Source organism: Microbulbifer mixtoriginis (SeqCode) (genome assembly GCF_052466715.1).
Genome location: NZ_CP174288.1, coordinates 4,406,141 through 4,430,698 on the forward strand (window position 1 = coordinate 4,406,141; position 24,558 = coordinate 4,430,698).

At 51.4% G+C, this 24,558-nt stretch carries 22 protein-coding genes; 12 read left to right on the top strand and 10 right to left on the bottom strand.

The window, feature by feature from the left end:
* Positions 1-210 precede the first annotated feature (210 nt).
* Entirely contained in the window at positions 211-459 is a 249-nt protein-coding gene (locus ACJJH9_RS19520) for a hypothetical protein (protein WP_444883352.1), read from the bottom strand.
* Between the two features lie 348 nt (positions 460-807).
* Here ACJJH9_RS19520 and ACJJH9_RS19525 point away from each other — a divergent pair, with 348 nt between their 5' ends.
* Both ACJJH9_RS19525 and ACJJH9_RS19530 read left to right on the top strand, forming a co-directional pair.
* The gene (locus ACJJH9_RS19525) at positions 808-1,788 is read left to right on the top strand and encodes a calcium/sodium antiporter (RefSeq protein ID WP_444910943.1); all 981 of its coding nucleotides are present in this window, start codon (positions 808-810) and stop codon (positions 1,786-1,788) included.
* A gap of 140 nt (positions 1,789-1,928) precedes the next feature.
* Entirely contained in the window at positions 1,929-2,918 is a 990-nt protein-coding gene (locus ACJJH9_RS19530; RefSeq protein WP_444891643.1) for a glycerophosphodiester phosphodiesterase family protein, read from the top strand.
* A 3-nt stretch (positions 2,919-2,921) separates the two neighbouring features.
* On the opposite strand, the gene ACJJH9_RS19535 is transcribed toward ACJJH9_RS19530, so the two are convergent.
* The 8 genes from ACJJH9_RS19535 to ACJJH9_RS19570 form a co-directional block, all read right to left on the bottom strand.
* Positions 2,922-3,245 carry a chaperone modulator CbpM gene (locus tag ACJJH9_RS19535; protein WP_252084074.1) on the bottom strand — a complete coding sequence of 108 codons (324 nt, stop codon included), beginning with the start codon at positions 3,243-3,245 and terminating at the stop codon, positions 2,922-2,924.
* 2 nt (positions 3,246-3,247) lie between these two features.
* Positions 3,248-4,201, bottom strand: a complete 954-nt coding sequence (locus ACJJH9_RS19540) for a DnaJ C-terminal domain-containing protein (protein WP_444899358.1) — start codon at positions 4,199-4,201, stop codon at positions 3,248-3,250.
* A gap of 137 nt (positions 4,202-4,338) precedes the next feature.
* Positions 4,339-4,707 (bottom strand): hypothetical protein, encoded by a 369-nt coding sequence (locus tag ACJJH9_RS19545; protein ID WP_444887694.1) that lies wholly within the window; start codon positions 4,705-4,707, stop codon positions 4,339-4,341.
* A 355-nt stretch (positions 4,708-5,062) separates the two neighbouring features.
* A complete protein-coding gene (locus ACJJH9_RS19550) occupies positions 5,063-5,626 on the bottom strand; it encodes a TFIIB-type zinc ribbon-containing protein (RefSeq protein WP_252084071.1) in 564 nt (187 codons plus the stop codon).
* Between the two features lie 128 nt (positions 5,627-5,754).
* Entirely contained in the window at positions 5,755-7,464 is a 1,710-nt protein-coding gene (locus ACJJH9_RS19555) for a flotillin family protein (RefSeq protein ID WP_444923746.1), read from the bottom strand.
* On the bottom strand, positions 7,465-8,118 hold the full coding sequence (locus ACJJH9_RS19560; protein WP_444923747.1) for a YqiJ family protein: 654 nt from the start codon (positions 8,116-8,118) through the stop codon (positions 7,465-7,467). It lies immediately after the preceding gene.
* Complete coding sequence (locus ACJJH9_RS19565) at positions 8,118-8,780, bottom strand: PspA/IM30 family protein (protein ID WP_444923748.1); 663 nt, start codon at positions 8,778-8,780, stop codon at positions 8,118-8,120. Before ACJJH9_RS19565 ends, ACJJH9_RS19560 begins: the two co-directional genes overlap by 1 nt.
* Before the next feature lie 166 nt (positions 8,781-8,946).
* Positions 8,947-9,402, bottom strand: coding sequence for a hypothetical protein (locus ACJJH9_RS19570; protein WP_444923749.1), 456 nt, complete (start codon positions 9,400-9,402; stop codon positions 8,947-8,949).
* A 296-nt stretch (positions 9,403-9,698) separates the two neighbouring features.
* Between ACJJH9_RS19570 and ACJJH9_RS19575 the strand changes: the two genes are divergently transcribed.
* The 10 genes from ACJJH9_RS19575 to ACJJH9_RS19620 all read left to right on the top strand — a co-directional run bounded on the left by ACJJH9_RS19575 (position 9,699) and on the right by ACJJH9_RS19620 (position 23,902).
* The gene (locus ACJJH9_RS19575; protein ID WP_444923750.1) at positions 9,699-11,081 is read left to right on the top strand and encodes a nicotinate phosphoribosyltransferase; all 1,383 of its coding nucleotides are present in this window, start codon (positions 9,699-9,701) and stop codon (positions 11,079-11,081) included.
* A 208-nt stretch (positions 11,082-11,289) separates the two neighbouring features.
* On the top strand, positions 11,290-12,921 hold the full coding sequence (locus tag ACJJH9_RS19580) for a TldD/PmbA family protein (RefSeq protein ID WP_444923751.1): 1,632 nt from the start codon (positions 11,290-11,292) through the stop codon (positions 12,919-12,921).
* Positions 12,922-12,956: 35 nt separating this feature from the next.
* The gene (locus ACJJH9_RS19585; RefSeq protein WP_444883341.1) at positions 12,957-14,288 is read left to right on the top strand and encodes a TldD/PmbA family protein; all 1,332 of its coding nucleotides are present in this window, start codon (positions 12,957-12,959) and stop codon (positions 14,286-14,288) included.
* Between the two features lie 27 nt (positions 14,289-14,315).
* Complete coding sequence (locus ACJJH9_RS19590; protein WP_252084063.1) at positions 14,316-15,947, top strand: TldD/PmbA family protein; 1,632 nt, start codon at positions 14,316-14,318, stop codon at positions 15,945-15,947.
* Positions 15,948-16,151: 204 nt separating this feature from the next.
* A complete protein-coding gene (locus ACJJH9_RS19595; protein ID WP_282930459.1) occupies positions 16,152-16,877 on the top strand; it encodes a DUF4159 domain-containing protein in 726 nt (241 codons plus the stop codon).
* A 2-nt stretch (positions 16,878-16,879) separates the two neighbouring features.
* Positions 16,880-17,878, top strand: a complete 999-nt coding sequence (locus ACJJH9_RS19600) for an AAA family ATPase (RefSeq protein WP_444923752.1) — start codon at positions 16,880-16,882, stop codon at positions 17,876-17,878.
* A gap of 5 nt (positions 17,879-17,883) precedes the next feature.
* Complete coding sequence (locus tag ACJJH9_RS19605) at positions 17,884-18,786, top strand: DUF58 domain-containing protein (protein ID WP_444923753.1); 903 nt, start codon at positions 17,884-17,886, stop codon at positions 18,784-18,786.
* A 1-nt stretch (position 18,787) separates the two neighbouring features.
* On the top strand, positions 18,788-19,993 hold the full coding sequence (locus tag ACJJH9_RS19610; RefSeq protein WP_444923754.1) for a BatA domain-containing protein: 1,206 nt from the start codon (positions 18,788-18,790) through the stop codon (positions 19,991-19,993).
* Positions 19,986-22,214 (top strand): hypothetical protein, encoded by a 2,229-nt coding sequence (locus ACJJH9_RS19615; RefSeq protein WP_444923755.1) that lies wholly within the window; start codon positions 19,986-19,988, stop codon positions 22,212-22,214. The genes ACJJH9_RS19610 and ACJJH9_RS19615 overlap by 8 nt, the downstream gene beginning before the upstream one ends.
* Positions 22,211-23,902 (top strand): hypothetical protein, encoded by a 1,692-nt coding sequence (locus tag ACJJH9_RS19620; protein WP_444923756.1) that lies wholly within the window; start codon positions 22,211-22,213, stop codon positions 23,900-23,902. The genes ACJJH9_RS19615 and ACJJH9_RS19620 overlap by 4 nt, the downstream gene beginning before the upstream one ends.
* Here the strand turns inward: ACJJH9_RS19620 and ACJJH9_RS19625 are convergent.
* Positions 23,894-24,454, bottom strand: coding sequence for a lipocalin family protein (locus ACJJH9_RS19625; protein WP_444883334.1), 561 nt, complete (start codon positions 24,452-24,454; stop codon positions 23,894-23,896). The two genes, ACJJH9_RS19620 and ACJJH9_RS19625, sit on opposite strands and share 9 nt — an antisense overlap.
* Between the last annotated feature and the right edge of the window lie 104 nt (positions 24,455-24,558).

Genomic DNA, 24,558 nt, shown 5'->3' on the forward strand with positions numbered 1-24,558 from the left:
GCGCTGGTTAATTTCTAGCGCAAAGGAAGTTAGTTGCAGATGTAACTAATGTCAAGGGGGCCAGGAATACGTACCCAAAGGCAGCATTCAGTCACTAAATATGAGGAGATTATGCATTCACGTGAATTGTAAGAAAGACCGCTAGATAAGCGATTCAGGTGAGAAAGAGAGGCGCAGCACAGGCTTGTACCGCACCCTCAGCAGCAGATGCTATTTACGAGCGCACTTGCCAGTATCGGTGCGGCACATATGCTCTTTATGAAACTTGCCGCTCATCTGGTCGCACTGGGATTTGGTAACATCCCCGGCGCAGGCACTTTCTGCATGCTGGCAGCACCCGGTTTCAGCAGTACCCATCCCGCCTTTGTCCATGGTCTCTTCCTTTTTCCTCTGTTCACAAGCGGAGAGGGTCAGCACCAGCGCAGCCGCCAGTATTCCGATTGAAGCTTTGAATTGCATATAGGCCTCCTAACTAGCCGGCGAGTGGCCGGTGACATGGATGTCGCGGAATCCGCCGCCCATGGCTCTGTGCGACCCGCGTAAACATACCCGACATCTCCACCAACTGAGCGGGCTTCGCACCGGGGCACAGAGCCTCTCAGCCATCCCGTAGATTTACCGGGCCATGCATTGACTGTAGCCCACACTGGCAGCGGAACCATCTGACTGGCGGGACACTTTCGATTTTTTACAGATATCGCGCCTACCTTTTCAGCAATTCACTGATTGTGACGCCGAGAGCCGGTACAATCGCTGACCGTTTGTCGGGCCATGCCCCAATCCGCCTGTATCTTTTGAGGACTGCCTATGCTTCTCGCCGCTCTCGCCATTATCGCCGGCTTTATTGTGCTGGTCTGGAGTGCTGACCGCTTCGTGGAAGGCGCCGCTGCCACAGCCAAGCACGCCGGTATGCCCACGCTGTTGATCGGCATGGTGATTGTCGGTTTCGGTACTTCTGCCCCAGAGATGGTAGTTTCAGCTATTGCCGCGCTGGATGGCAGCCCCGGCCTGGCCCTGGGCAACGCCTATGGCTCCAATATCACCAATACCGGCCTGATCCTTGGTCTCAGCGCCCTGATAATTCCCTTGAGCGTACATTCGAAAATTGTGCGCAAAGAGCTACCGCTATTAATGGCCATCACTCTTCTGAGTGGCGCCTTCCTATGGAATGACAAGCTGGAGCGCTGGGAATCAATCATTCTGTTACTGGGTTTCTTCGGCTTGATCGGTTGGAGTGTATTCTCCGCCCTGCGCGGCAAAGGCGATAATCTGGAAGGTGAGGTCGCTGAGGAGCTGGAAGAACACGCCATGCCCCTGGGCCGGGCTCTGTTCTGGGTAATCGCCGGCTTGGTACTTCTGATTGTCAGCTCGCGGTTGTTGGTTTGGGGCGCAGTGACCATCGCCGAATCGCTGGGCGTTAGCGATCTGATTATCGGCCTTACTATTGTCGCCCTCGGTACTTCTCTACCAGAACTGGCTGCCACCATAGTAGCCGCGCGCAAAGGCGAACACGATATTGCGATAGGCAACGTGGTGGGTTCGAATATGTTCAATCTGCTGGCCGTGGTGGGGATTGCCGGCACTATCGCTCCCATGTCCAGTGTGCCACCGGAAGTACTCACCAGAGACTGGCCCATGGTGATCGGCTTGACCCTGGCCCTATTTGTCTTCGCCTATGGCTTTCGTGGCCAGGGTCGAATCAACCGCTGGGAAGGCGGTGCTCTTTTGACAGCTTACCTTATCTACACTGGCTACCTCATCACCACCATTACTAAAGCCGCACTTTGACCGTACTTGGGGTGGCTTCACACCACCCCAAGTTTACCGCCTGAATTCGCCATAATTTGCCCCCAAAAAGCCCGTTCTTCCAGACCAGTGCCAGCTAGTATTGGCAGCACCTCAAGGGAAATAATGACGGAGATGCTTTTATGAGGCGGAGCTTTTTTGCCAAAGTTGGCATGTTGGGTTCTTTATTCGGCTTTGGAGCTATTTACCTATTAAATGCTTCCTGGTTGGCTCCAACACCCCAGGGCGAGCCCGTTCTTATTTCCCATCGCGGTGTCTACCAAACCTACAATCGCGATAATCTAGGGCGTGACGATTGTACGGCTATTCGCATATTCCAGCCTGAGCACCGCTATCTTGAAAACACCATTCCCTCCATGGAAGCAGCATTTGCGCATGGCGCGGATATTGTCGAACTCGATATCCATCCCACAACCGACGGTGAATTTGCCGTATTTCATGACTGGACTTTGGATTGCCGTACAAATGGAAGAGGCGTCACTCGGAAGCATGCCATCACTGACCTAAAGAAGCTCGATATCGGCTATGGGTACACCTTCGATGGCGGAAAAAGCTTCCCTTTTCGCGGCCAGGGCATTGGACTGCTACCCACATTGAAAGAAGTTCTGCAACACTTCCCAGATCGACAATTCCTGATCAATATAAAAAGTAATGACCCCAAAGAAGCAGACCTACTAAATAACTATTTACGCCAACACCAACTACTCTCCGATTCGCGCTTAATGGTCTACGGCGGCCCCCGCCCAGTCGCAAGAATACGGGAGTTAAGGCCCAAAGCTTTGGCCTTCAGTAGGGACAGCGCAAAAAGTTGTGCACTGGGATATTTGCTGATTGGGTGGAGCGGCTATATCCCCGAGGCTTGCCGCAACAGTATTGTTATGGCACCCAATACCTGGCAATGGGCACTCTGGGGTTGGCCGAACCGATTTATCGACCGGGTAGCCCGAAGCGGCAGTTTAGTCATAGTGCTGGATCATCGAGACAAAAAGGGCGGCCTTACCGCTATCTACCGACCAGAGGATTTAAATTTCCTGCCTAAGAATTACAACGGTGTTATCTGGATTGAGAAAATTGAAGTCATTGGTCCACTGTTACAAGCCAGCCATGAATAAACACTAACGTTTTCGCCGCTGTTCTAATCGCGCCAGCTGTGCTTGTAACCGCTCTATCTCTTCGAGTAATTCCAGCGCCAGCGCAGCACCGGCAAGATTGACTCCAAGATCCCGCTCCAGCGTGTAGACACGACGAACCCTGCGCACGCAAATACCACTAAAGCGCCAGCGGGGTTTGCGCGCACGTGGCTCGATAATACCTTCCTCCACCAGTGCCAATATACGTTCAGCAGGAAGCTCACAGGCGCGACACAATTCGCTCAAACTCAGTTCACTCTCTTCATCAAGCAGCACACCGGTGACCTGTTCGGCCTTTCTAACTCTCATTATCAGCTCCCCATGGATTGGCGCGGATTAAAGTCAAAGGCCTTACTGAATTGACGATAGGCCTCGCGCTGGGCATCGCTAGTGGCAGAGGGGGTAACTGTCTGCAGCACGATGTACATATCACCAGGTTGTTTGGCAGGGATACCCCGCCCCTTGAGGCGAAGCTTCTTGCCGTTATCACTATTGGCAGGGATGGTAACTTTCAGGGGCCCGCTCGGTGTTGGTACCTGCACTTTGGCCCCCAAGGCCATCTCCCAAGGAGCCATGGGTAAGTCCAGGTAAACCGTTGGGCCCTCGGTATGATAGAGACGGTGAGAGTTGAACATGATCTCGAGATAAAGGTCACCGGGTTTACCGCCGCCAATGCCTGCTTCACCCTGCCCGGCCAGACGAATTTGCTGACCTTCAGTAATCCCTTTTGGAATCTTGACGTTTAGTGTGCGCTCCTGCAGTTGCGGGCGCCCATCCTCCCCCAACACCGTGTGTTTAAGGGTAATCTGCCGACTGCTGCCGCGATAACTGTCTTCCAGATCTATGGCGATTCGCGCGTAGGTGTTTTCCCCCTGAGCACTGTACTGGCGCCGCTGCCTGCCGCCATAGCCCTGACTAAATCCGCCTCGCCCAAATAAGCTCTCAAAGAAATCGCTGAAGGCCTCACTATCGGCATCGGTATAACCACCACCGTGAAACTCAAACCCCTGATCCCAATTAGGGGGCGGCCGGAAATCCTGGCCGGACTGAAAGCCACTACCCAACTGATCATAGGCCGCACGTTTCTCTGGATCCTTAAGCACTTCGTAGGCCTCATTCACCTCTTTAAAGCGCTCCTCGGCATCCTTCTCACTACTGACATCGGGGTGGTATTTACGTGCCAACTTTCGATAGGCACGCTTGACCTCCGCCTGATCAGCATTCCGCTCCAGACCGAGAATCTTGTAATAGTCCTTGTATTCCATGGCTTTAATAAAAGCCGATGATGAGAGGGTTCGCCACGTATTTAAAGTGAGAAAATCGACGCGAGTATTATCTGGTTAAGTAGATGTCCACTGGTAAATAGAAGCGCCGATAGAACAATCGGCGCCTTAGTACTAACTTAATGCCCGGTTTCGTACCACATGTTGGCTGTTACATATTCGATACTTCCATCTTTGTAATGGATATAGGCCTGCGCCTCGTTGGGTGAATAAGCTCTGACTGTCACACCGCATGACAGCCCAGAATTACAACCTTTTATCCAATGGACCCGGTCAATAGATTTAGAGATATTGGTAATACTCCAACTTCCAGAAGTGGAGCTTCCAAAACTGAAATCTATTCCATTACAGTGGGAAGTGCCATTTCCAAACACTTGGCCGCCAGATTTAACATTTAGTTGGCAAACAAGATTGGCAGAAAAAGCCGGCACGGCTAAAGAAGAGGCAAAAATTAGGGAACTCGCTAATAGAATTTTTTTGATAGTCATTTTCCTAACCTAGTTATTTTTATATATTAGTTGTCGCAACAAACCAAATTAGCGACCTTAATCAGGTTAACATCCAGATTTTAATCTTCAAAGGCGCTTCCAGAAGCCTAACGAAAAAAATTGAGAATCTTTTATCAATTTTATACGATTTTTCTTCATTATTAATAGATCAGTTTATTAAACCCAGATACGGATAATTTAAATGTCGATTCAGCCTTTAAAGACGACATCAAAAAAAGAGTATTGATGCGCCATTTAAATTAGCGACTTAAATAGCACATAAACATCAACTACTCAGCTAAAGGAAACATTAATGAATCATGCTCCCAGAGTAACATCACTACAAAACTGGTAATTATCGCTCCGCAGAATAAGGATCTTCCGCGGTCAAATAGGCAAGAATATCTGCTTTCTTTTCTTGGGAATGTAACCACTCTCGAATTTCTTTTACTTTGTCATATAGCTCTTCGCCAAATCTGCTTCTATAAACCTCAGAAAAAGTCTCTTGTGCCCTAGTATCCCTAACCTTTTTCTGCCACTCATGGGTAACCAATGAGTTCAAAGAAGCAGCAAGCCCCTCAGCTCGCAGAAGCTCCCACTCTCCTTTATCCAGCCAAATACCACCAACTGTCGGGCTATAATCTAAACGGTGTTCACTAGCCGCAGTAATTTTTAACTTCTGCATGATCATGCCTGTTACCGGACATAAAATAGCTTTCTTGGTATCTTCAGCCACGATTTCATTTAGCACAGCTATATTATCGGAAAACTGGTACTCGGGATTTTTTCTTTTCCAAGTCAGATAGTCTTCAACCAAAATCCAGTTCCCACCACAACTTGAGCAGGTATGTGCACGAAACAACTGCTCAATGACAACTGGTTTGAGCACACCTTTTTTACAACTGGTACAACGTTTCATAATTTCTTTTCCCTAAAAAATAACCCAGATCTTTTTTAAAGACCTGGGTTGCGAGATTAGAGTTTTTATCAGATAAATAACTAGTAAATAAAGCCCAAATATCGTTTATCTACCAAATCTGAAAAATATTAACTCTCTGTCTCAACGGGTTTACTTAAGTTGCCAACACCCGCTTCTTTCAAGAGAGAATCCACTAAGGGGGCCATCGCACGGTGCTTCAGAGCACTGCCGACTAAAGCTTCCGGCAGGCTTTGGCCTTTAGATTCCGATTCTCCATCCAGAATTCCACTAGATGCACGACCATCCACACCATTTAAACCTTCAACAGAAATAATTTTCATGCCATCAATACTTTCCATCGGTTTAACACTTTCACGGATAATATTGGGCAGATTCTCATGCAGACTCAGCACTTTCTTCAACGCAATCTGAGCTTCATTGAGACTGTTGTATGCCTCGTTCATCAGACGCTGACCTTCAGCATCCACCGCGTATTTCTCGCGATCTGCTTCAACCTTAATACGAATTGCCTCTGCCTCTGCAGAAGCCTGCAGGCGAAGTGCCTCGGCTTTATCTTCTGCAGCTGACTTCTCCGCTTCGGCCATTACTTTAATACCGGTAGCCTGACGCTCAGCCACTTTCTGGGCTTCGATAATCTCGATGCGCTTATCACGCTCTGCCACTTCCACGTCCTTGGCAGTGCGCACCTGCTCTTCCGCTTTTACCGCTTCAGCCAGTGCAACGTTGGCCTGCTGGTCTGCCTGGGACTGCTCTTTGGATTTTTCTGCAACGGCAATTGCCCGCTCCTGCTCCGCAATCTCTACAGATTTCTCTTTGGAGATACGCTGCTCATCGAGAATACGCTCGCGCTCAATTTCCTGCTCCCTCAGGCGGCGCTCCTTTTCAATCTCCAGCAGTTTAGTCGCCTGCTCAGCGGCAATCTGGGATTGACTAACCTCACGCTGGGCTTCAATTTCTGCCTGACGCGCAGCCCTGTCTTGAGCGGCCAGTTCACGAGCAATATCAGCTTTTTGTGCGGCCTCGCGATTTTCCAGCTCGCGTTGTTGCTCCAAATGGGCGTAACGTTTTTCCTTATCGATTTCCAGTTTCTGGCGCTCGGCTTCGAGATTTTTCTTCTCGATCTGCACCATAGTTTCCTGTTCGACGTCGTTCACTTCCTTGCGGCGCGCTTCAATGGAGCGGGTCATGCTGGCAAGGCCTTCGGCATCGAAGACATTATCCTGGTTAAAAAACTCTTTGTGAGTCTGGTCCAGACCGGTCAAAGAAACAGACTCCAGTTCCAGTCCGTTTTTCAACAAATCCTCGGAAACTACCTGTTGTACTTTTTGTACAAACTGACTGCGTTGTTCATGCAACTCTGCCATTTCCATTTCGGCGGCCACAGAGCGAAGCGCATCGACAAATTTGCCCTCAATCATTTCCTTCAAGGCTTCGGGGTCCAGAGTGCGTAGGCCCAAAGTCTGTGCCGCATTGGCAATCGCCTCGGCATCGGGCTTCACGCGCAAATAGAATTCCGCAAGTACATCCACACGCATGCGATCCTTGGTAATCAGCGCCTGGTGCTCTTTGCGGGACACCGCAAGGCGCAGGGTATTCATATTCACCGGAATAATTTCATGTAACACCGGTAATACCAGTGCACCACCATTCATAATAACTTTTTGCCCACCCATACCGGTACGCACAAAAGAACGCTCTTTAGAGGCACGGGTATAAAGCCGTGCAAAAATAGTCCCAATAACAATCAGGGCCACTAATACAGCCCCGGCAATAAATACCATAATCGGAAGGTTTCCTATCACTGCTAGATTCTCCATTTAGTTATTCTCCATAAGATGTATACTGCTGGGGCGAGTTACTCGAAAATGTGCTCCCAGCTCTTCAACCAGTAACACCTTATCCCCCTGATTAAATATTTCACTCTCATCCGGCTCCACCATTACATAGTGTGTGGTTCCGTATTCATCACTAAAACGCGCCTCTGCCGGTGAACCGATTTCTGCTCTGCCGATCGTAATAATCCCTACACGGCCAATAAAGGAGTTTCTCTCAACCGCCTCAGATTCATCACCCACGGCAAAGCGTCGCATGATATTGCCAACAAAACGTACCTGGGGGAGAGCCAGGAAAAGGACTCCGACAGCAAGTAAACCGCCCGGCAATAGATACCCAAAGAATGACTCCATGAGTATTTGGATTAATAAGCCCGTTACTCCAAAACCAACCAAAAAAGTAACTAACAGGATAAGTGCAGGCACTTCCCCAAAGCGTAACCATCCGAGTAGTTTAGTCATCCCCCCTGATAACCCTGTGTCTGGTACGTCAACATTAAAATCTGGTAGTACGTTATCCAGTAAGTCTGAAATACCAACACCAATCAATGTCATCACGCCTTCAAGAAGCGCTATCATAAACATTAAAAATAGCGCGCCAGTGAAGATCAGGTTTTGATCTTGCAACAAGAATATCATCAGCCCCCCGATTTAATTTTGGCTAAACGTTCTTTCACACGATTATTTCGTGCAAACTCCTCAAGCTCTGCTAACTTGCTGGCATCTATTTCGGAATCAAATGTCGATATAGCTGTACTACCTATTGCTCGATTAAATGCATCTGTAGCTTGTTCTACCTGGGCTTTCGACTTTCTATCCCTACCATATTCATCAGTAACAACGCTACCTCTTGCATTTTTATTGACTGCAATAAATTCCTGTAATTGCTCACGCATTTCACGCTTCTTACCTTGCAGAGCAAGAATATAAGAACCTAGTTCCTTTATTTCTATCTCATTTTCACTGATCGCTTTCTCTAAAATTGGAAGCTGCACCTCAATATCCATTTGCTTGGCGATGGCGACTTCAGCCAAATCATCACGACCTTCATTTACAGCGATGGTAATTTGTTCAGCTAAACGTTTATGACGTGTTTTTTCTTCGTTTAACGTTCTACTATTTAGATATTTAGATGCTTCTGCTTTCCCTAGCTGATCTCGCACATCCTTAATCGCATCATCCACATCCCGGATTGCCTGTTCCATCACTGACTCTGGCGCAGCAGCTTCAACTGAGTCCACAACTGCATTCGCAGACACAGAGATTAAGCGTGAAATGCGCTTAATTAATCCTTCTCTCAAAATTTTCTTTCCTTTTACTGTTTAATTTCCACCAAAGCCAGACCAAGTCCCTCAAGATCTGACAAACTCTATTAAGTACTTACCACAACAGACTGTGGATTTACCGTTTTTATTTCAACAGTAATTCTGCCGCTTGCTTAACCATAAAACTCATTTGCGCAGATACTTATTCCGCAGTTTCACTTTCAAGGCTTTCACGAATTCTCACGGCGGAATCACGGTGAATGCTGCGTGGACTGCTCTGTTGTGACAACAGCAACATTTTTTCCAGGAAAGCCTCGACACTTGGCAACAAGTCTTTCTCTAATTCCGGTGCCATTGGCTCTTTACCGGCCACATTTTGGATAATGGCGGCACCTTCTGTGAGCAGGTCCATTACCGCCTCAATCAACAGGCTCCGCTGGTTTTCCTCCAGATAACGAGCCTTTAACGGCAGCATGGCCTCTGCAGAGGAGAGATAGCTGCGGGAAAGACAATCCCCGCCAATAGACTCTCTCGCCAGTGCAATAATTTCGCGTACTTTTTCACTTTGGGTCACCGCCCCATTGCGATCAATCGACATCAAATATGCATAATCTTCCGCCGATAGGCGTGCCGATATAGATTGTGTTTTATTGAGCATAATGATCCCTTGCTTGCCATGTATACAAAAGTACACACCACTATGTGTAGGGTCAATTAAAACTCGCATGACCTATTGGTACGACAGAACCAGCCGGTGTGGAAAAATAATCTTTTGTTGATTGTGCTATCTATAATTCAGGGGATTTTTGTAAGGAATTGTTCTGATTACCGCCAGTTGTTTTAAATTACACATCCTTACAGGGATAAATTCCCGCAAAAATATTTTTGTTTTTCACACCCAGAAACAGGCTTTTGGCGACACACCCATAGTTCCATCGCCAACTGACGGATGTAATGTCGATAGAAAACCTGATTCTCAATGTCGATAGCTATAAAGCCAGCCACTACCTGCAGTATCCACCAGGTACGGAATTTATTAGCAGCTATATCGAGTGCCGCGGCGGGGAATTTTCTGAAACGGTATTTTTTGGTTTACAAGCTTTTATTAAACAGTACCTACAAAGACCTATCACATTTGCCAATATTGAAGAGGCAGGAAAGCTACTCAAGGCCCACGGTTTGCCCTTTAATCGCGCGGGCTGGGAACATATCGTCAGTAAACATCGAGGGCTGCTGCCTTTAGAGATTTGTGCTGTAGAGGAAGGAGGCATTATTCCTTTACACAATGTTATGGCACAAATTGTTAATACCTGCCCATCCTGTTTCTGGTTGACCAGTTATCTTGAGACCGCACTGGTGCGCGCTCTCTGGTATCCCTGTACTGTCGCCACACAGAGCCGGGAAATCAAAAAAATCATTGCGCATTATTTACAGCAAACGGCCGACAGCCAGAAGAGTCTCCCCTTTCAATTACACGATTTCGGCGCGCGTGGGGCCAGTAGCTTGGAAAGTGCCACGTTGGGTGGTATGGCTCATTTAGTGAATTTTTACGGAACAGATACTCTCTCAGGAATATTAGGTGCGAGAAATTTTTACCATGCCGATATGCCTGGATTTTCTATTCCGGCTGCGGAGCATAGCACCATTACCGCCTGGGGCCGGGATGGGGAAGCATTGGCCTATCAGAACATTCTGCAACATTTTTCCGGAAAAAATAAAACCGTTGCGGTGGTCAGTGATAGCTATGATTTATGGCATGCAGTGGAAAGTATCTGGGGTGGCCAATTAAAAAACACGATTCAAAACAGTGGTGGGACCTTGGTTATCCGCCCAGACTCCGGCAACCCTGTACAGATTGTTGTCGATTGTATAGAGCGATTGATGCATATATTTGGAGCTCACACCAACAGCAAAGGTTACCGTGTTTTGCCTGAGTATATTCGTGTTATCCAAGGAGATAGTATCTCCCGCTTCACTATCCCCAAAATACTGCAGGCAATGCAGAAGCATAAACAGAGTGCCGAGAATGTCGCTTTCGGTATGGGCGGCGGACTGCTGCAAAAAGTCGACAGGGACTTAATGAGCTTTGCCATGAAAGCCAGTGCTATTCGCATCAACGGTATCTGGCGAGACATCTACAAGGACCCGCGCACAGGGCCAGAGAAAAAATCCAAGCGCGGACGCCTGGCCCTGATTCAATGCGAGAATGGCGACTTCAGAACCATTCGTCTGGAGGATGTAAATCAATACAAGAATTTTCTGAGACCAGTGTTTCGTAACGGCAATTTGCTTATAGAAACGACTTTTGCTGAGGTGCGCCAGCGCGCAGCCATTTAGCAACTTGATTCATCCCCCTCCTCTTTCCGTAACCATTTGCCCCTAGCAAACCTCATTTCACCGAACCAACACTTTACAAAAGCAATCATGGCCTGTTACCTGTATAGGTTTGTTGTCTGGACAAGGCGCCCGGCCGGGCCTCTTGTATGTATCGGGCACAATAACAATAAGCACACCCCCAAACGCTATGGGGGGATAAAGGTAGCCAATGGAAAGAAGAAAATTCCTCAAGATCGCCGGCGTCGGCTCCAGTGGTATTTTATTACCACTGCAGAGCATTCAGGTCAGCGCCGAGCAACTGCTCAATGAGGGCATGCACAGCTCGCACAAACGACACCTGGCAGATGTCGCCCTGAATACGGCGCGCAAAGCCGGTGCCAGTTATACCGATGTGCGCATCGGTCGCTATCTCAACCAGTACGTGATGACCCGCGAAACCAACGTGGAGAATATCGTCAATACCGAATCCCTCGGCGCTGGTATCCGCGTAATCGCCAATGGCACCTGGGGTTTCGCCGCCACCAACGATCTGACTGCCGATGGCGTTGCCCGCGCCGCACGCCAGGCGGTTGCCGTTGCCAAGGCCAACGCCAAATATCAGACCGAGCCCGTGCGCTTGGCACCGGTTAAAGGCGCAGGCGAGGTTTCCTGGCAGACACCGATCAAACAGAATGCCCTGCAGGTGCCCATCAGTGAGAAAGTCGATTTCCTGATGGATGTTAACAATGGGGCACTTAAAGCCGGAGCCAGCTATATTCGCTCTTCCCTGTATTTAGTCAATGAGCAGAAATACTTTGCTTCCAGCGACGGCTCCTATATCGACCAGGATATCCACCGCCTGTGGGCGCCCATGCAGGTGACCGCTGTGGATAAGAAAAGTGGGGCCTTCAAAACGCGTAATGGCCTCAGCGACCCGGTGGGAAGGGGTTATGAATACCTGGCTGGCCACGACAAAGACAAAATTCGCGGACAGACCACGCTCTACAAAGCCTCCTACGATATGGCCGAGGATGCTGTGCTCGCGGCCGAGCAGGCCAAGGCCAAGCTTTCGGCCAAATCCATCGATCCGGGCAAGTACGACTTGGTACTGGAACCCTCGCACCTATGCCTGACCATCCATGAATCTGTGGGCCATCCATTAGAACTGGACCGCGTGCTGGGCTACGAAGCCAACTATGCGGGAACTTCCTTCGCCACCCTGGATAAGTGGCGCAGCGGTAAATTCCAGTACGGCAGCGACAAAGTCACCCTGTTTGCCGACAAGGTACAACCGGGCTCCCTCGGTGCCGTCGCCTATGACGACGAAGGGGTTAAAACCAAGCGTTGGGATCTGGTGAAAGATGGCATCCTGGTGAACTACCAGGCCACTCGCGATCAGGTGCATATGATCGACCAAAAGGAATCCCACGGCTGCAGCTACGGCGATAGCTGGTCCAGCGTGCAATTCCAGCGCATGCCCAATGTCTCTCTGGCTCCGGGAGAGAAGAAGTACTCAGCCAAAGACATGATCCGCGATGTGGAAAAAGGCATTTACATCGTCGGACGCGGCTCCTACTCCATCGATCAGCAGCGCTACAACTTCCAGTTCGGCGGACAGCTGTTCTATGAGATCAAAAACGGTGAGATCGTCGGCCAGGTTGAGGACGTCGCCTACCAGTCCAACACGCAGGAATTCTGGAATTCCTGCTCGGCGATATGCGACAGCAGCGACTACCGCCTGGGCGGAACCTTCTTCGATGGTAAGGGCCAACCCAGCCAGGTAAGTGCGGTATCCCACGGCTGCTCCACCACCCGTTTTGACAAAATTAATGTAATCAATACCAAGCGCAAGATTTCCTGAAGGGCGCACAAGAATAAGTAATTGGAGAAAAGGCAATGGCAATTCTGAGTAGAAGTGAAGCGAAGCGTATTCTCGACAAGGTTTTGAAATACAGCCGCGCCGATGAAGCCAGCGCACAGCTGGCCGGCAGCGAGACAGGCAATATTCGCTATGCGCGCAACAGTGTTTCCACCAGTGGCATCGTCAACGATATCGAGCTGGCGGTAGAGGCCCGTTTCGGCAAGAAATCCGGTGTAGCCACCATCAACGAATTCAGCGATGCCTCCCTGGAAAAAGTGATGCGTCGCGCGGAAGAGCTGGCCAAGCTGTCTCCAGAAAATCCTGAAGCCATGCCGATGCTGGGACCACAGAAATATGTCAGCGTGGACGGTTTTGCCAAGTCCACCGCAGATATCACTCCAGACCAGCGCGCCAAGGCAGCCGCAGATTCCATTATTGCAGCCAAGGAAAAGAAAGTGGTTGCCGCAGGTTACCTGGAAGACGAGCGCTCTTTTGCCGCGGTCGCCACCAGCAAGGGGCTATTCGGCTACCACGCCTCCACTTCAGCCAACTTCACCGTAACTATGCGCACCGAGAATGGCCTGGGTTCCGGTTGGGCCGAAAGTGATGTTACCGATTTCGGCGCCATGAATACTGGCAGCACTTCCTCTGTCGCCATCGACAAAGCGGTCCTATCCCAGGAAGCCCGCGCCCTGGAACCGGGCAAGTACACCGTGATCCTGGAGCCCAATGCGGTGTCCGGCCTGGTGGGTTACATGATGAGCGGCTTCGATGCGCGCAGTGCCGACGAAGGCCGCAGCTTTATGAGCAAAAAGGGCGGCGGCAACCGCACCGGCGAGAAGATGTTCGACAAGCGCGTAAATTTCTACTCTGACCCCACCAGTCTCGATGTGCCGGCCCAACCCTGGACCGACGGTGACTTTATGCAGCTGGGGCGCACCGAATGGGTGAAAGACGGCGTAGTGAAAAACCTAGCGCGCAGCCGCTACTGGGCCGAGCAAAGCAAAGGCGAAGTGGTCCCCGAGCCCAAAAACCTGATTATGATCGGCGGCGATAAAACCACCGAAGAACTGATCAAAAATACCCGCCGCGGTATTTTGGTATCCCGCACCTGGTATATCCGTATGGTCGATCCGCAGTCCATGCTGCTCACCGGCCTCACCCGCGACGGCACCTTCTATATCGAAAACGGTAAGATTAAATACCCGGTGAAGAACTTCCGCTTCAACGAGAGCCCGGTAATCATGCTCAACAATATCGAAGATATGGGCGTCCCCCAGCGAGTGGGTATGTGGGGCATGTCCGCCATGATTCCCGCACTGAAAGTACGCGACTTTACTTTCAGCAGCCTTTCTGACGCCGTTTAACCGCCAGCACCACTTGAGGATAACGAAATGGATAGAAGAAAATTTCTCCAGCTCAGCGGTGCCGGCCTGGGTGTTTCCATGTTGCCGCTGTCCGGCAATCTGGTGGCCGAGAGCAAACTGACGCAAAGCGGTATTGATCTCTCGGTAAAAAAAGAATTTGCCGATGTCGCCCTGAATACCGCCACTAAACTCGGCGCCACTTATGCCGATGTGCGTATTGGTCGCTACCTGAATCAATACGTAATCACCCGCGAGATGAAAGTGCAGGACGTGGTGAACACCGAATCTATCGGCATGGGCATTCGGGTTATTGCTAATGGCACCTGGGGCTTTGCTGCCACCAATGACCTGACCGCCGATGGCGTCGCCCGCGCCACCCGTCAGGCAGTAGCCACGGCCAAGGCCAACTCCAAGTACCAGCAGGAGCCAGTACAACTGGCCCCGGTGAAAGGTCATGGCGAAGTCAGCTGGCAGACACCGATCCAGAAAAACGCTATGCAGATCCCCCTGGCCGACAAGGTGGATCTGTTGATGGATGTAAACAAGTCTGCCCTGGATGCCGGCGCCAGCTATATCAACTCCATGTTGTACCTGGTGAATGAGCAAAAGTATTTTGCCTCTACCGACGGCTCCTATATCGACCAGGATGTTCACCGTTTGTGGGCGCCCTTCTCGGTCACTGCAGTGGACAAGAAAACCGGTGGCTTCCGCACGCGCCAGGGCCTCAGCCAGCCGGTAGGACGCGGCTTTGAATACCTGGATGGCCGCGCCGAAGACAAGATCCAAGCGCAGACGGTGCTCTATCGCGATTCCTACGATATGGCCGAAGACGCACGCCTGGCGGCGCAACAAGCCAAGGAAAAGCTCACGGCTAAATCGGTCAAACCAGGCAAGTACGACCTGGTGCTGGACCCAAGCCACCTTTGGCTCACCATCCATGAATCCGTCGGCCACCCGCTGGAGCTGGACCGCGTACTCGGCTACGAGGCCAATTTTGCCGGTACCTCTTTCGCTACTATCGATAAATGGCGCAGCGGCAAATTCCAATACGGCAGTGACAAGGTCAATTTGTTTGCCGATAAGGTACAGCCCGGCTCTCTCGGTGCCGTCGGCTACGACGATGAAGGCGTGAAGACCCGCAATTGGGATCTGGTAAAAGACGGTGTGCTGGTGAACTACCAGGCCACTCGCGATCAGGTACATATGCTGGGGCAAAAGAAATCCCACGGCTGCTGCTACGCAGATAGTTGGTCCAGCGTGCAATTCCAGCGCATGTCTAACGTTTCGCTGTTACCCGGCAAGGAGGAGCTGAGTGTTGACGATATGATCAAGGATGTGGAGAAAGGCATTTATATTGTGGGTGCCGGTTCCTTCTCCATCGATCAGCAGCGCTATAACTTCCAGTTTGGTGGGCAGCTGTTCTACGAGATTGAAGACGGCAAGATTACCGGCATGGTGGAGGACGTCGCTTACCAGTCCAACACCCAGGAATTCTGGAATGCCTGTTCGCAGGTCTGCGACAAAGATGATTACCGCCTGGGTGGTTCCTTCTTTGACGGTAAGGGACAGCCGATGCAAACCAGTGCGGTATCCCACGGTAGTTCCACTGCACGCTTCGACGGTATCAATGTGATTAACACCAAGCGCAAGCTGGGCTAATCACTGATCCACGCAGGGGTCAGGCCGGAAAACCGGTATGGCCCTAGCGTTATGATTAAAGGAAAGCAGGCACTTCACTCAAGACACGCTGTGAATACGTCCCTGTACGCTCGTAATCGGCATCCATGCCTCATACGGTCTTGAGTGAAGTACCTACTTTCCTTTCTAGCTAACAATAAACCAACGCAGTAACAGAGTTATCCCGTGTCCCTCACCCGCAAGGCTTTTCTTCAGCGCCTGATCCTGGGTAGCTGCGCCGCAGCGCTGCCGCTGGGCACACGCGCACAAAATACCGCACCGGGTAGTGCGCAGGAGCACTACGATTTTTATTTCACCCGCTTGATGTACGAGTCCGGTGACTGGGATGTGGATCAGCGCATGCCCTCCAACCTGCTCAACTCACTGGTGGAGTACACCAATCTGAGGGTTGATCCCAAAGAGCACATAGTGCCGCTGGCCGATAAGAAAATGCTGCTGGCGCCTTTCTGCTACCTGGCCGGACACAAGCTGGTGCAATTCACCACGGAAGAGGCAAAGAATTTTCGCGATTACGTCAATCGCGGTGGTTTCGTATTTGTCGACGACTGCAACCACGATATCGACGGCCTCTTTGCCAAATCCTTTGAAGCGCAGATGGCCGAGCTGTTTGGCGAAGACTGCCTGCAAAAACTCCCGGACAATCACGACCTCTACCGCTGTTTCTTTCAATTCGATGAACTGCCGGTAACCAGCTTTGAATTAAATGGCTGGGGTGATGATCTGGTACACGACTACCTGAAAGCCATTGTTGTAAACGGCCGTATCGCCGTGCTCTACAGCAACAAGGATTTCGGCTGCGAATGGGACTACGACTACCGCAACAAACGCTGGCTCGCCATCGACAACACAAAATTTGCGGTGAACATTGTTATTTACGCACTGACGAGCTGATTATGTTGACCACCCTGGAAAATAGTATCGAAGAACAACTGCACAGCCTCGACAATCTTCAGCAGGAAATTGCACGGGTGATTGTCGGCCAGAAACCTGTGGTGGAGCAGATGCTGATCTGCCTGTTGGCCGGCGGCCACGCCCTGCTCGAAGGGGTGCCGGGACTGGGTAAAACCCTGCTGGTAAAAACCCTCGCCGATGCCAGTGCGCTGGATTTTAAGCGGGTACAGTTCACCCCGGATTTAATGCCCGGAGATATTCTCGGCAGTGAGATCCTCGAAGAGGATCACAGCACCGGCAAGCGCTTTTTTAAATTCCAGCAGGGCCCGGTTTTCACCAATATCCTGCTCGCCGATGAAATTAACCGCACACCGCCGAAAACCCAGGCAGCCCTATTGGAATCCATGCAGGAAGGCTCGGTAACCGTGGGCGGTAAAACACTGAAATTGCCCGATCCTTATTTCGTACTGGCCACACAAAACCCCATCGAGCAGGCCGGCACCTATCCGCTGCCGGAAGCTCAGCTGGACCGCTTCCTGTTAAATATTCATATCGACTATCCCGATGAGCGGGATGAAGTTGAAATCCTGCGCTCCACCACCGGTGCCAGCAGGGTCAAACCCAGCCCCAGCCTGGATGCGGAGCAATTGCGCGAAATGCAGAAATTGGTGCGGGAAATTCATGTAAGCGACGATTTGTACCGCTACGTGGCGGCACTAGTGCGCGCTACCCGTATGGAAACCAGCGGCAGCGATACCCTGCAACAGTGGATCAAGTGGGGCGCCGGCCCTCGCGCGGGGCAGGCTCTGATTCTCGCCGCCAAGGCACGGGCCCTTTTGCAACGACGCCTCGCCGTCACTCGCGAGGACATCCGCAGCCTGTTACTGCCAGTGCTGCGCCACCGGGTGCTGCTCAGCTTCCAGGCCCAGGCCGATGGCGTGCAGATGCCACAGCTGATTGATGGATTACTGACGGCGGTGCCGGAACCGGGCCAGGACTGATCAGCGTGGAATACCTGTCCCCCAAAACCCTGGCCAGTTGTCGCGATCTGGTGTGGTTGTCGCGACATATCGCCGAGGGCGTGATGCTCGGTGTGCAACACAGCCAGCGCCGTGGCACCGGTCTGGAATTTCATCAGTACCGAGGCTATCAAGCGGGCGATTCCATTCGCCATATCGACTGGAAACTGTTCGCCCGCAGCGATCGCTACTATGTGCGCGAGACAGAGCAGGAGAGCCGCATGCACGTGTGCTTTGTGCTCGATAGCAGCGCCTCCCTGGGCCAAGCAAGCTTTGTCGAGCCCAGCCTGAATAAAATGCATTACGCCAAGTGTTGGATTGCCAGCCTCTGCTGGCTGCTCAATGCCCAGGGAGACAGCTATTCCCTATTGGCGTTTAACAGCAGCCGGACGGTTTATGTGCCCGAAGGCCAGGGTGAGAGCCACCAGCGCCAAATCGCCCTTCAGCTACAACAACTCGACGCCAGCGACCACTGGCCAGATCGAGCTCAACTGGCGCCGCTGTGGCAATACTTTGAACGCCCTTGTCAGGTGGTGTTGCTGAGTGATTTTTTTCAACAGGGCAATGAAATCGGCGATTTTGCCGCACGCCTGCATGCCGCCGGCCGCCCCTGCCTGCCACTGCAATTGTTAGTTGAGGCAGAACAGACTTTTCCTTTTGGCGGAGAGCTAAAGCTGCTCAATCCAGAAGTAAGCGCCATTACTCCCGCAACTTTAGAAGTGGACGCCGAGCGGCAACGCCAGTCTTACCTGGATGCTTTTGCTCAAGCACAGAGCGAGTTAAAAGCACGCTTTGCCACACAGGAGTGTTCACTACAGACCGACCTTATCGAGCAGCCTGTGGAAAAGTCATTGCAGCAATTTATTCAACTGCACGGCAGGTTGTGCTGAGATGTTGTGGATAAATAACTTATTTCAATCCCCACAGTGGCTATGGCTATTCACAGCCCTGATTATCCCTATCGCCATTCATTTGCTACGCCGAAGTAATCCACAGCAGATCTCCTTTGCTGCGCTGCAATGGGTACAAAGATATTCACAGAGTCGCGCGCGCCGCCCTATTGTGGATAACAAGTGGTTGCTGCTATTGCGCCTACTAATCGTCGCCCTACTGGCAAGTTTATTGGCACAGCCGCTGGTTAAACGGGAAATTTATCCCCAAGAGGGCGTGATACTGGTAGACCCCAGAATTGGGGCGGGCGAAGCGAATACATTTATCCACAGTTCACTGCCGCAGCTTGTGGGGGAAGGTAATAAAGTGCTGTGGTTATCCCCAGAAACACCTTCCGTAACCTCACCCCCACCACAAAATGTGGACCTGTGGAAAACTCTATCAGCACTATCACGCCGGGCGGATTTGCGCAGGGCTCATATCCTGTTGATAAACAACGGGGTTCCAGCATCCCACCAGGCACTAAGGGTCAGTCCCCATTGGCAGTGGCACGGCCTCGACAAAGCATCCACAGCTCCGAGCCCGGTATTACCGGGTATCGCTTTAATGGGCAAAGCGCCCAGCTGGTGGGCGCCTGTGCTGGAAGACTGGCAAGGCAATATGCCGGGACTATCGGTGCATATTCAGGAACAAGAAGAGACACCCAATGCCGAGCAGGCAGATTGGTTGATCTACACGGGCCCCGCTCCCCTGCCACAAGCCGTGCTGGAATTTGTTACAGATGGGGGCCTGTTAATCACCGACAACAGTATCCCCCCTGCCGATAATCTCAACTTCGTTGCTGTGGATAACAGCCAGTCAGCTCAGGCGGCCTCAGTGGGACGGGGAAGTTGGCTGCGCTACGAAAGTGACTGGTATAGCGAGGCCTTTTATCGCCGCGCGGATTTACCTGAACGCTTATGGCTGCACTGGTCTGGGCAAGACTGGGCTCTGCAACACCAAAATCGTGGCCACTGGTCTGCCAATAAAGTAGTGGCAGGCCTTCCTGTAGAAGACAGCGAGGTAGAAAACCGCCGTATTGAACAACTGCAACCCTGGTTAATAGCCGCCCTACTGTTACTTCTGGCTTTTGAACGCCTAATTGTCCTATCGCGACCCGCAGTCATTATGGCAACCGATAGTAACGGGGAGGCCGACCATGGATAAGCGTGAGTCCACCCTTAACGCTGTGCGCAGGCGCTGGCAACTGACAGCCCTGCGGCCCTATCTCTGGCTTGCCACTGGCCTCAGCCTTCTGGCTGGCTTGGGCATTTTTGTATTCGGCTGGCCACAGTGGCTATTGCTCGCCTGGCTCGGAATTATTGTTGTAGCAATTCTATTGGATCGCAGCTGGCGCCCAAGCCCTGAAAGCCTATGTCGACAGTTGGATGGACAATATCCACAGCTGCAAGACAGCAGCCAGTTGCTTAGCCAACAGAAAACCAACCTAAGTCCATTGCAGCAATTACAGCGCACGCGTATCGAAACAGCGCTGCAACAACTGCTGGAAAGTGGCGACCGGTCGTTTTTCGGTCCAAAAAAACTCCGCAGTACCCTGACAAATGCCTTCGGTGCCTGCCTGGGACTATTGTTATTTGTACTGAGCGATTCTCACTTAACCGGGGATAAAACTGAGACCACACAACAAAATACGGCTATTCCCGTTGCCGAAAAGCTTGCCATAACCCGCGCGGCAACCCATATCCAGCCGCCCGCCTACACTGGGCTCGCAGCCGACAGCCAATCCCTACAAGTCGACGTGCCGGAGCAGTCTGCGGTCGAGTGGCAACTTGAATTGAATCAACCGGTGCAAGGGCTGGAAATGCTGGCCGAAACTGAGCGCTTCGCCTTTTCTCCGCTAGGTAATCTACCCAGTAAAAAATGGCAATTACAACGCACTATCGCTAAGGCAGACTTTTACCAGCTTTCAGTGCAATTCGCGGAGAGCCAAATACATTTGCCGGAAATCCATAATATTCGAGTGCATAAAGACAGTGCCCCGGAGTTTACCTTTGAGGCACCCAGTCTGCGCGTCGATACCATTCAAGGGAGCACCCAAGGTATTCCCGTGAAAGTAATCATTAGTGATGATTACCAGGTGAGTTCTGCAGATTTATTGGTCACCCTCGCCAGCGGCACCGGGGAAAATTTACGCTTTCGCGAAGAGCGTATTCCACTCACCAGTTTGCAATCCACTGCTTTATCAACAAGCCTCTCGGAAGATAAGAAAGCAGCTCGCTACGATTTCCTCCTGCCCATCCACCAGTTTTCCATGGAAGCGGGAGATGAACTCTACTGGTATCTGGAGGCCAAGGATAACCGCGAGCCCAGCGCCAACGTTGCCAAGAGCCAACACTTTATCTTGCGCTGGCCACAAGAGGAGATTTTCGGGCTGAGTGACAGCGAGGGGATGGCGATTAAGATATTACCGGAGTACTTCCGCAGCCAACGCCAACTGATTATTGACACCGAGGCCCTACTAGTCGAGCGAGAGCAGCTGCATCCACAGGAGTTTCGCAAACGCTCCGAGGGTTTAGCCTATGAACAGAATCTGTTGCGTATGCGCTACGGCCGTTTTCTCGGCGAAGAGGATTCGGAAGCGGAGCATTCTGGCGCAGAGAGCGAGAAGCACGATGATGAAGAGGAGTCCGAACACGGCCATAGCCACGATCACACAGAACAAGGTGAGCACCAGGCACATGGCGAAGAAAATGCCACTCCCTTCGCCCAGTATGACTCCCGCTTCAAACAGGCGGCACGAATAGTCGCTTCTGCCGGACACCGGCATGACAGCTCTGAACATGCCACCCTGTTTGACCCACAAACAAAGGAGCTACTGCGCAACGCGCTGAATGCCATGTGGAGTTCCTGGCGCGACCTGTCGGTTATAGAGCCCCAGGCCTCCCTGCCCCATCAGCACCGGGCTCTGCGCTTTATCAAAGAAGTACAGCAGGCTTCGCGTATTTACTTACAGAGAGTCGGCTTCGAGGCGCCCCCCATAGACGAAAGCCGCCGGCTTAGCGGTGAACGGGAAGACGTAGCGCCAGAAACCCTCGACAGTGCCTTTGAACAAATACAAAGAGCACAGGTGCTCGCCCTAATGGCCCAGGTAGATGCTGGCGCCGAACTCGATACTGATTTGCTGGTGCAGATAAGTGAGCTAGCCACAGAGCAATCATTAGATCTTGGCCTGGAGCTGTCCAAACAGCTGCGTTTATACCAGCAGCGCCACCAGCAACCGAATTGCATTGATTGCACAAACTCCCTGAATCAGCTGCTCTATCAGCTACTACCAGCACCGGAATCTGCGCCTTCACTGCCTTTGCAAACTGAGGCAGACGGCCATTTCAGCCGTTGGCTGCACCAGCAAGGGGAGAAGTCATTGTGATTGATTTCTTGATACCCGGCCTGTGCCTGTTGGCCTGCTTAGCATCACTCGTACTATTGCACCGCCGAGGTGCCAAGCCGTTCGACTATGGCCTTCAACTGGCGATTTGGTTGAGTGCCTGGATGCTCTGGCAGCCGCCGGCAATCATTCCCGCCGAGCGCAATATCTCTATCGACAGCAAACAACTGGCGAGCTCACATCCAATAAATCTCAATGGTGTGGAAAATATCTCCCTTAATGGGGAGCCACTCGGCCGCGACAAACTTCGGGACCTGGCACCGGTGCGTCTGGAGTTATCGAAGATCCAGGAATCTGATGGCCGCTGGGAATTGGACTGGCAGCGGAAAATTACCTTGGGTGATTCTTTAAAGTTAAAGGTTCACAACAACCAGCCACTGACTGAAAACGTAAAAATTAGTCTGCTCAATCCCTACGGCCATATTGAAGACAGTCTTGAGCTGAAAGTGGGAGAAGCAATTCAGGCACAACTCACTGCCATTCCAAAACTCGCAGGCCCCCAGATATACCGAGTACGGACGGAAAGCGAAGCCGGCGAAACTCATACAGATCCCTTACCCATACTGGTGCGAGAACCGCTCCAACCCAAGTTATTACTGTGGCTGGCACGCCCCTCTTTTGAGACAGCCGCCCTCTCTCGCTGGCTGCGCCAATCCGGTGTAGCAGCACAAGTGATGACCCAGTTGGCACCTGAAATTAGTAGAAAAGAAACTCTCAACGGCCTTCCACTTACCGAGTCTGCAGATTTATTCACGAATGAAAGTCCCTTCGATTTAGCCATTCTCGATAGCAGTTTGTGGGCACAACTCTCCTCTCAACAAAAGCATCAGCTCCGCGAGCTGGCCGCCACAAAGTCACTGTTATGGTTAGTCAGTGGCGATAGCTCTGAAGAGTTTCTCCAATACGCTGCAGCCCAATCCATGCCTCTGCAAAGGGGAGAAGCACCCCATTTACACTCCGGCTTTGGCTACCAAAAAGCGGACCATCCGGAGATTCCCCCACTGCGCAATCTAGGCCTTATAGCCGCGCAGCCCAGCTCTAGTGACTTCTTACTGGGTAATGAAGAAGCTCCCCTTTTCTGGGGACGTTCAACCCAGACGCAGCACTTGGGTTTTATTCTATTTAGCGACAGCCACCGCTGGCTGACCAGTGGGTTTGCTACTGAATTCGCCAGCCTGTGGAAGTCGATTATTGATTACCAACTCAAGCATTTAGGTAGTCAGCCGCCAGTAACCCTCTCCAATAAGTTACCGCGTACACAGGTACGCACCACCCTATGCAGCCCACTTTTTTCTAATCAGAGACCAATATTATTAAGCTCCCAAGAAAACTCCCTACCCATCAGTGGTGTCGCCGTAAGTAGTAATTCCCAGGGCCAGTGCTACAGCTTCTGGCCACAGGGTTCTGGCTGGCATCAGCTTAAGACGGATTTGAAGGGCGAAGCGACATTGGATTTCTATATCTTTGCCAAGGAGGACTGGCCTCAGTGGCAGCAGTCTGTAAATGCCAGGGAGACCCGACAAATGGCCACCGCGCGTTTGGGACCAATAGCTAAAACCCACACAAACAAAGAGCCGATTGAACGCCAATGGCCGGCTCTGGTTTTGCTGTTATTGGTCTGCACAAGCTGGTGGAGGGAGCGCAGAATCTTGAACAGGCCCTTATCTTGAAGACTGAGCGGAGGGTTTATTACCCGGCTGCGCCTCCTGCTTGGGGAAAATCAGCTGGTCGACGGGATAACCCATCGCCTTAGCTTTCTGTAAAAACCGCTCCAGAACATCCTTGGGCATAGTCGGGGTGCGGGACAATATCCACAGATAGGATTTGTTATAGCCGGAAACCATCGCATATTGATAATCGCCTGCCAGGGCAATCACGATATAGGAAGAATAAAAGGGCCCAAGGAAAGAAACTTTCAAGTGTCCTACATCTTTTGCGCCAACAAACTCAGCCTTCCCTCTCGCCAATTGCCAATCATCACGCGCTTGTGAATAACCGGTATTCACCACTGCGACAGAACCATCGGGGTTGAGGCTGTAGTCCGCCGTTACCAGGGTCAGGCCCCGCTCGAAAGAGTGATCCAAGCGGGCTATCTCATACCAGTGGCCTAAATAGCGCTGCAGCTGGAAATTCTGTACGGGCTCAACCCCCTCCGGCACTCGTGTACAGGCACCTAGCCACAGGAAGGAAAACAGTAGTACTCCCAGCGAAAACCGCTTCATCTAGCCACTCCCAGCAAATTCACCCTCGAATCAAAATAGAAGGTAAGGGTTTCACAAGGTCAGGATAGTTTCGAGCGTTTGTATTTCACCCATAAAAAAACCAC

Excerpts from the sequence above, each read along its gene's own strand:
- ACJJH9_RS19575 (WP_444923750.1), top strand. The coding sequence starts at position 9,699 with ATGTCGATAGAAAACCTGATTCTCAATGTCGATAGCTATAAAGCCAGC.
- ACJJH9_RS19580 (WP_444923751.1), top strand. The coding sequence starts at position 11,290 with ATGGAAAGAAGAAAATTCCTCAAGATCGCCGGCGTCGGCTCCAGTGGT.
- ACJJH9_RS19525 (WP_444910943.1), top strand. The coding sequence starts at position 808 with ATGCTTCTCGCCGCTCTCGCCATTATCGCCGGCTTTATTGTGCTGGTC.
- ACJJH9_RS19570 (WP_444923749.1), bottom strand. The coding sequence starts at position 9,402 with ATGCTCAATAAAACACAATCTATATCGGCACGCCTATCGGCGGAAGAT.
- ACJJH9_RS19590 (WP_252084063.1), top strand. The coding sequence starts at position 14,316 with ATGGATAGAAGAAAATTTCTCCAGCTCAGCGGTGCCGGCCTGGGTGTT.
- ACJJH9_RS19555 (WP_444923746.1), bottom strand. The coding sequence starts at position 7,464 with ATGGAGAATCTAGCAGTGATAGGAAACCTTCCGATTATGGTATTTATT.
- ACJJH9_RS19520 (WP_444883352.1), bottom strand. The coding sequence starts at position 459 with ATGCAATTCAAAGCTTCAATCGGAATACTGGCGGCTGCGCTGGTGCTG.
- ACJJH9_RS19610 (WP_444923754.1), top strand. The coding sequence starts at position 18,788 with ATGTTGTGGATAAATAACTTATTTCAATCCCCACAGTGGCTATGGCTA.
- ACJJH9_RS19600 (WP_444923752.1), top strand. The coding sequence starts at position 16,880 with ATGTTGACCACCCTGGAAAATAGTATCGAAGAACAACTGCACAGCCTC.
- ACJJH9_RS19560 (WP_444923747.1), bottom strand. The coding sequence starts at position 8,118 with ATGATATTCTTGTTGCAAGATCAAAACCTGATCTTCACTGGCGCGCTA.
- ACJJH9_RS19625 (WP_444883334.1), bottom strand. The coding sequence starts at position 24,454 with ATGAAGCGGTTTTCGCTGGGAGTACTACTGTTTTCCTTCCTGTGGCTA.
- ACJJH9_RS19545 (WP_444887694.1), bottom strand. The coding sequence starts at position 4,707 with ATGACTATCAAAAAAATTCTATTAGCGAGTTCCCTAATTTTTGCCTCT.
- ACJJH9_RS19585 (WP_444883341.1), top strand. The coding sequence starts at position 12,957 with ATGGCAATTCTGAGTAGAAGTGAAGCGAAGCGTATTCTCGACAAGGTT.
- ACJJH9_RS19535 (WP_252084074.1), bottom strand. The coding sequence starts at position 3,245 with ATGAGAGTTAGAAAGGCCGAACAGGTCACCGGTGTGCTGCTTGATGAA.
- ACJJH9_RS19540 (WP_444899358.1), bottom strand. The coding sequence starts at position 4,201 with ATGGAATACAAGGACTATTACAAGATTCTCGGTCTGGAGCGGAATGCT.
- ACJJH9_RS19550 (WP_252084071.1), bottom strand. The coding sequence starts at position 5,626 with ATGAAACGTTGTACCAGTTGTAAAAAAGGTGTGCTCAAACCAGTTGTC.
- ACJJH9_RS19615 (WP_444923755.1), top strand. The coding sequence starts at position 19,986 with ATGGATAAGCGTGAGTCCACCCTTAACGCTGTGCGCAGGCGCTGGCAA.
- ACJJH9_RS19530 (WP_444891643.1), top strand. The coding sequence starts at position 1,929 with ATGAGGCGGAGCTTTTTTGCCAAAGTTGGCATGTTGGGTTCTTTATTC.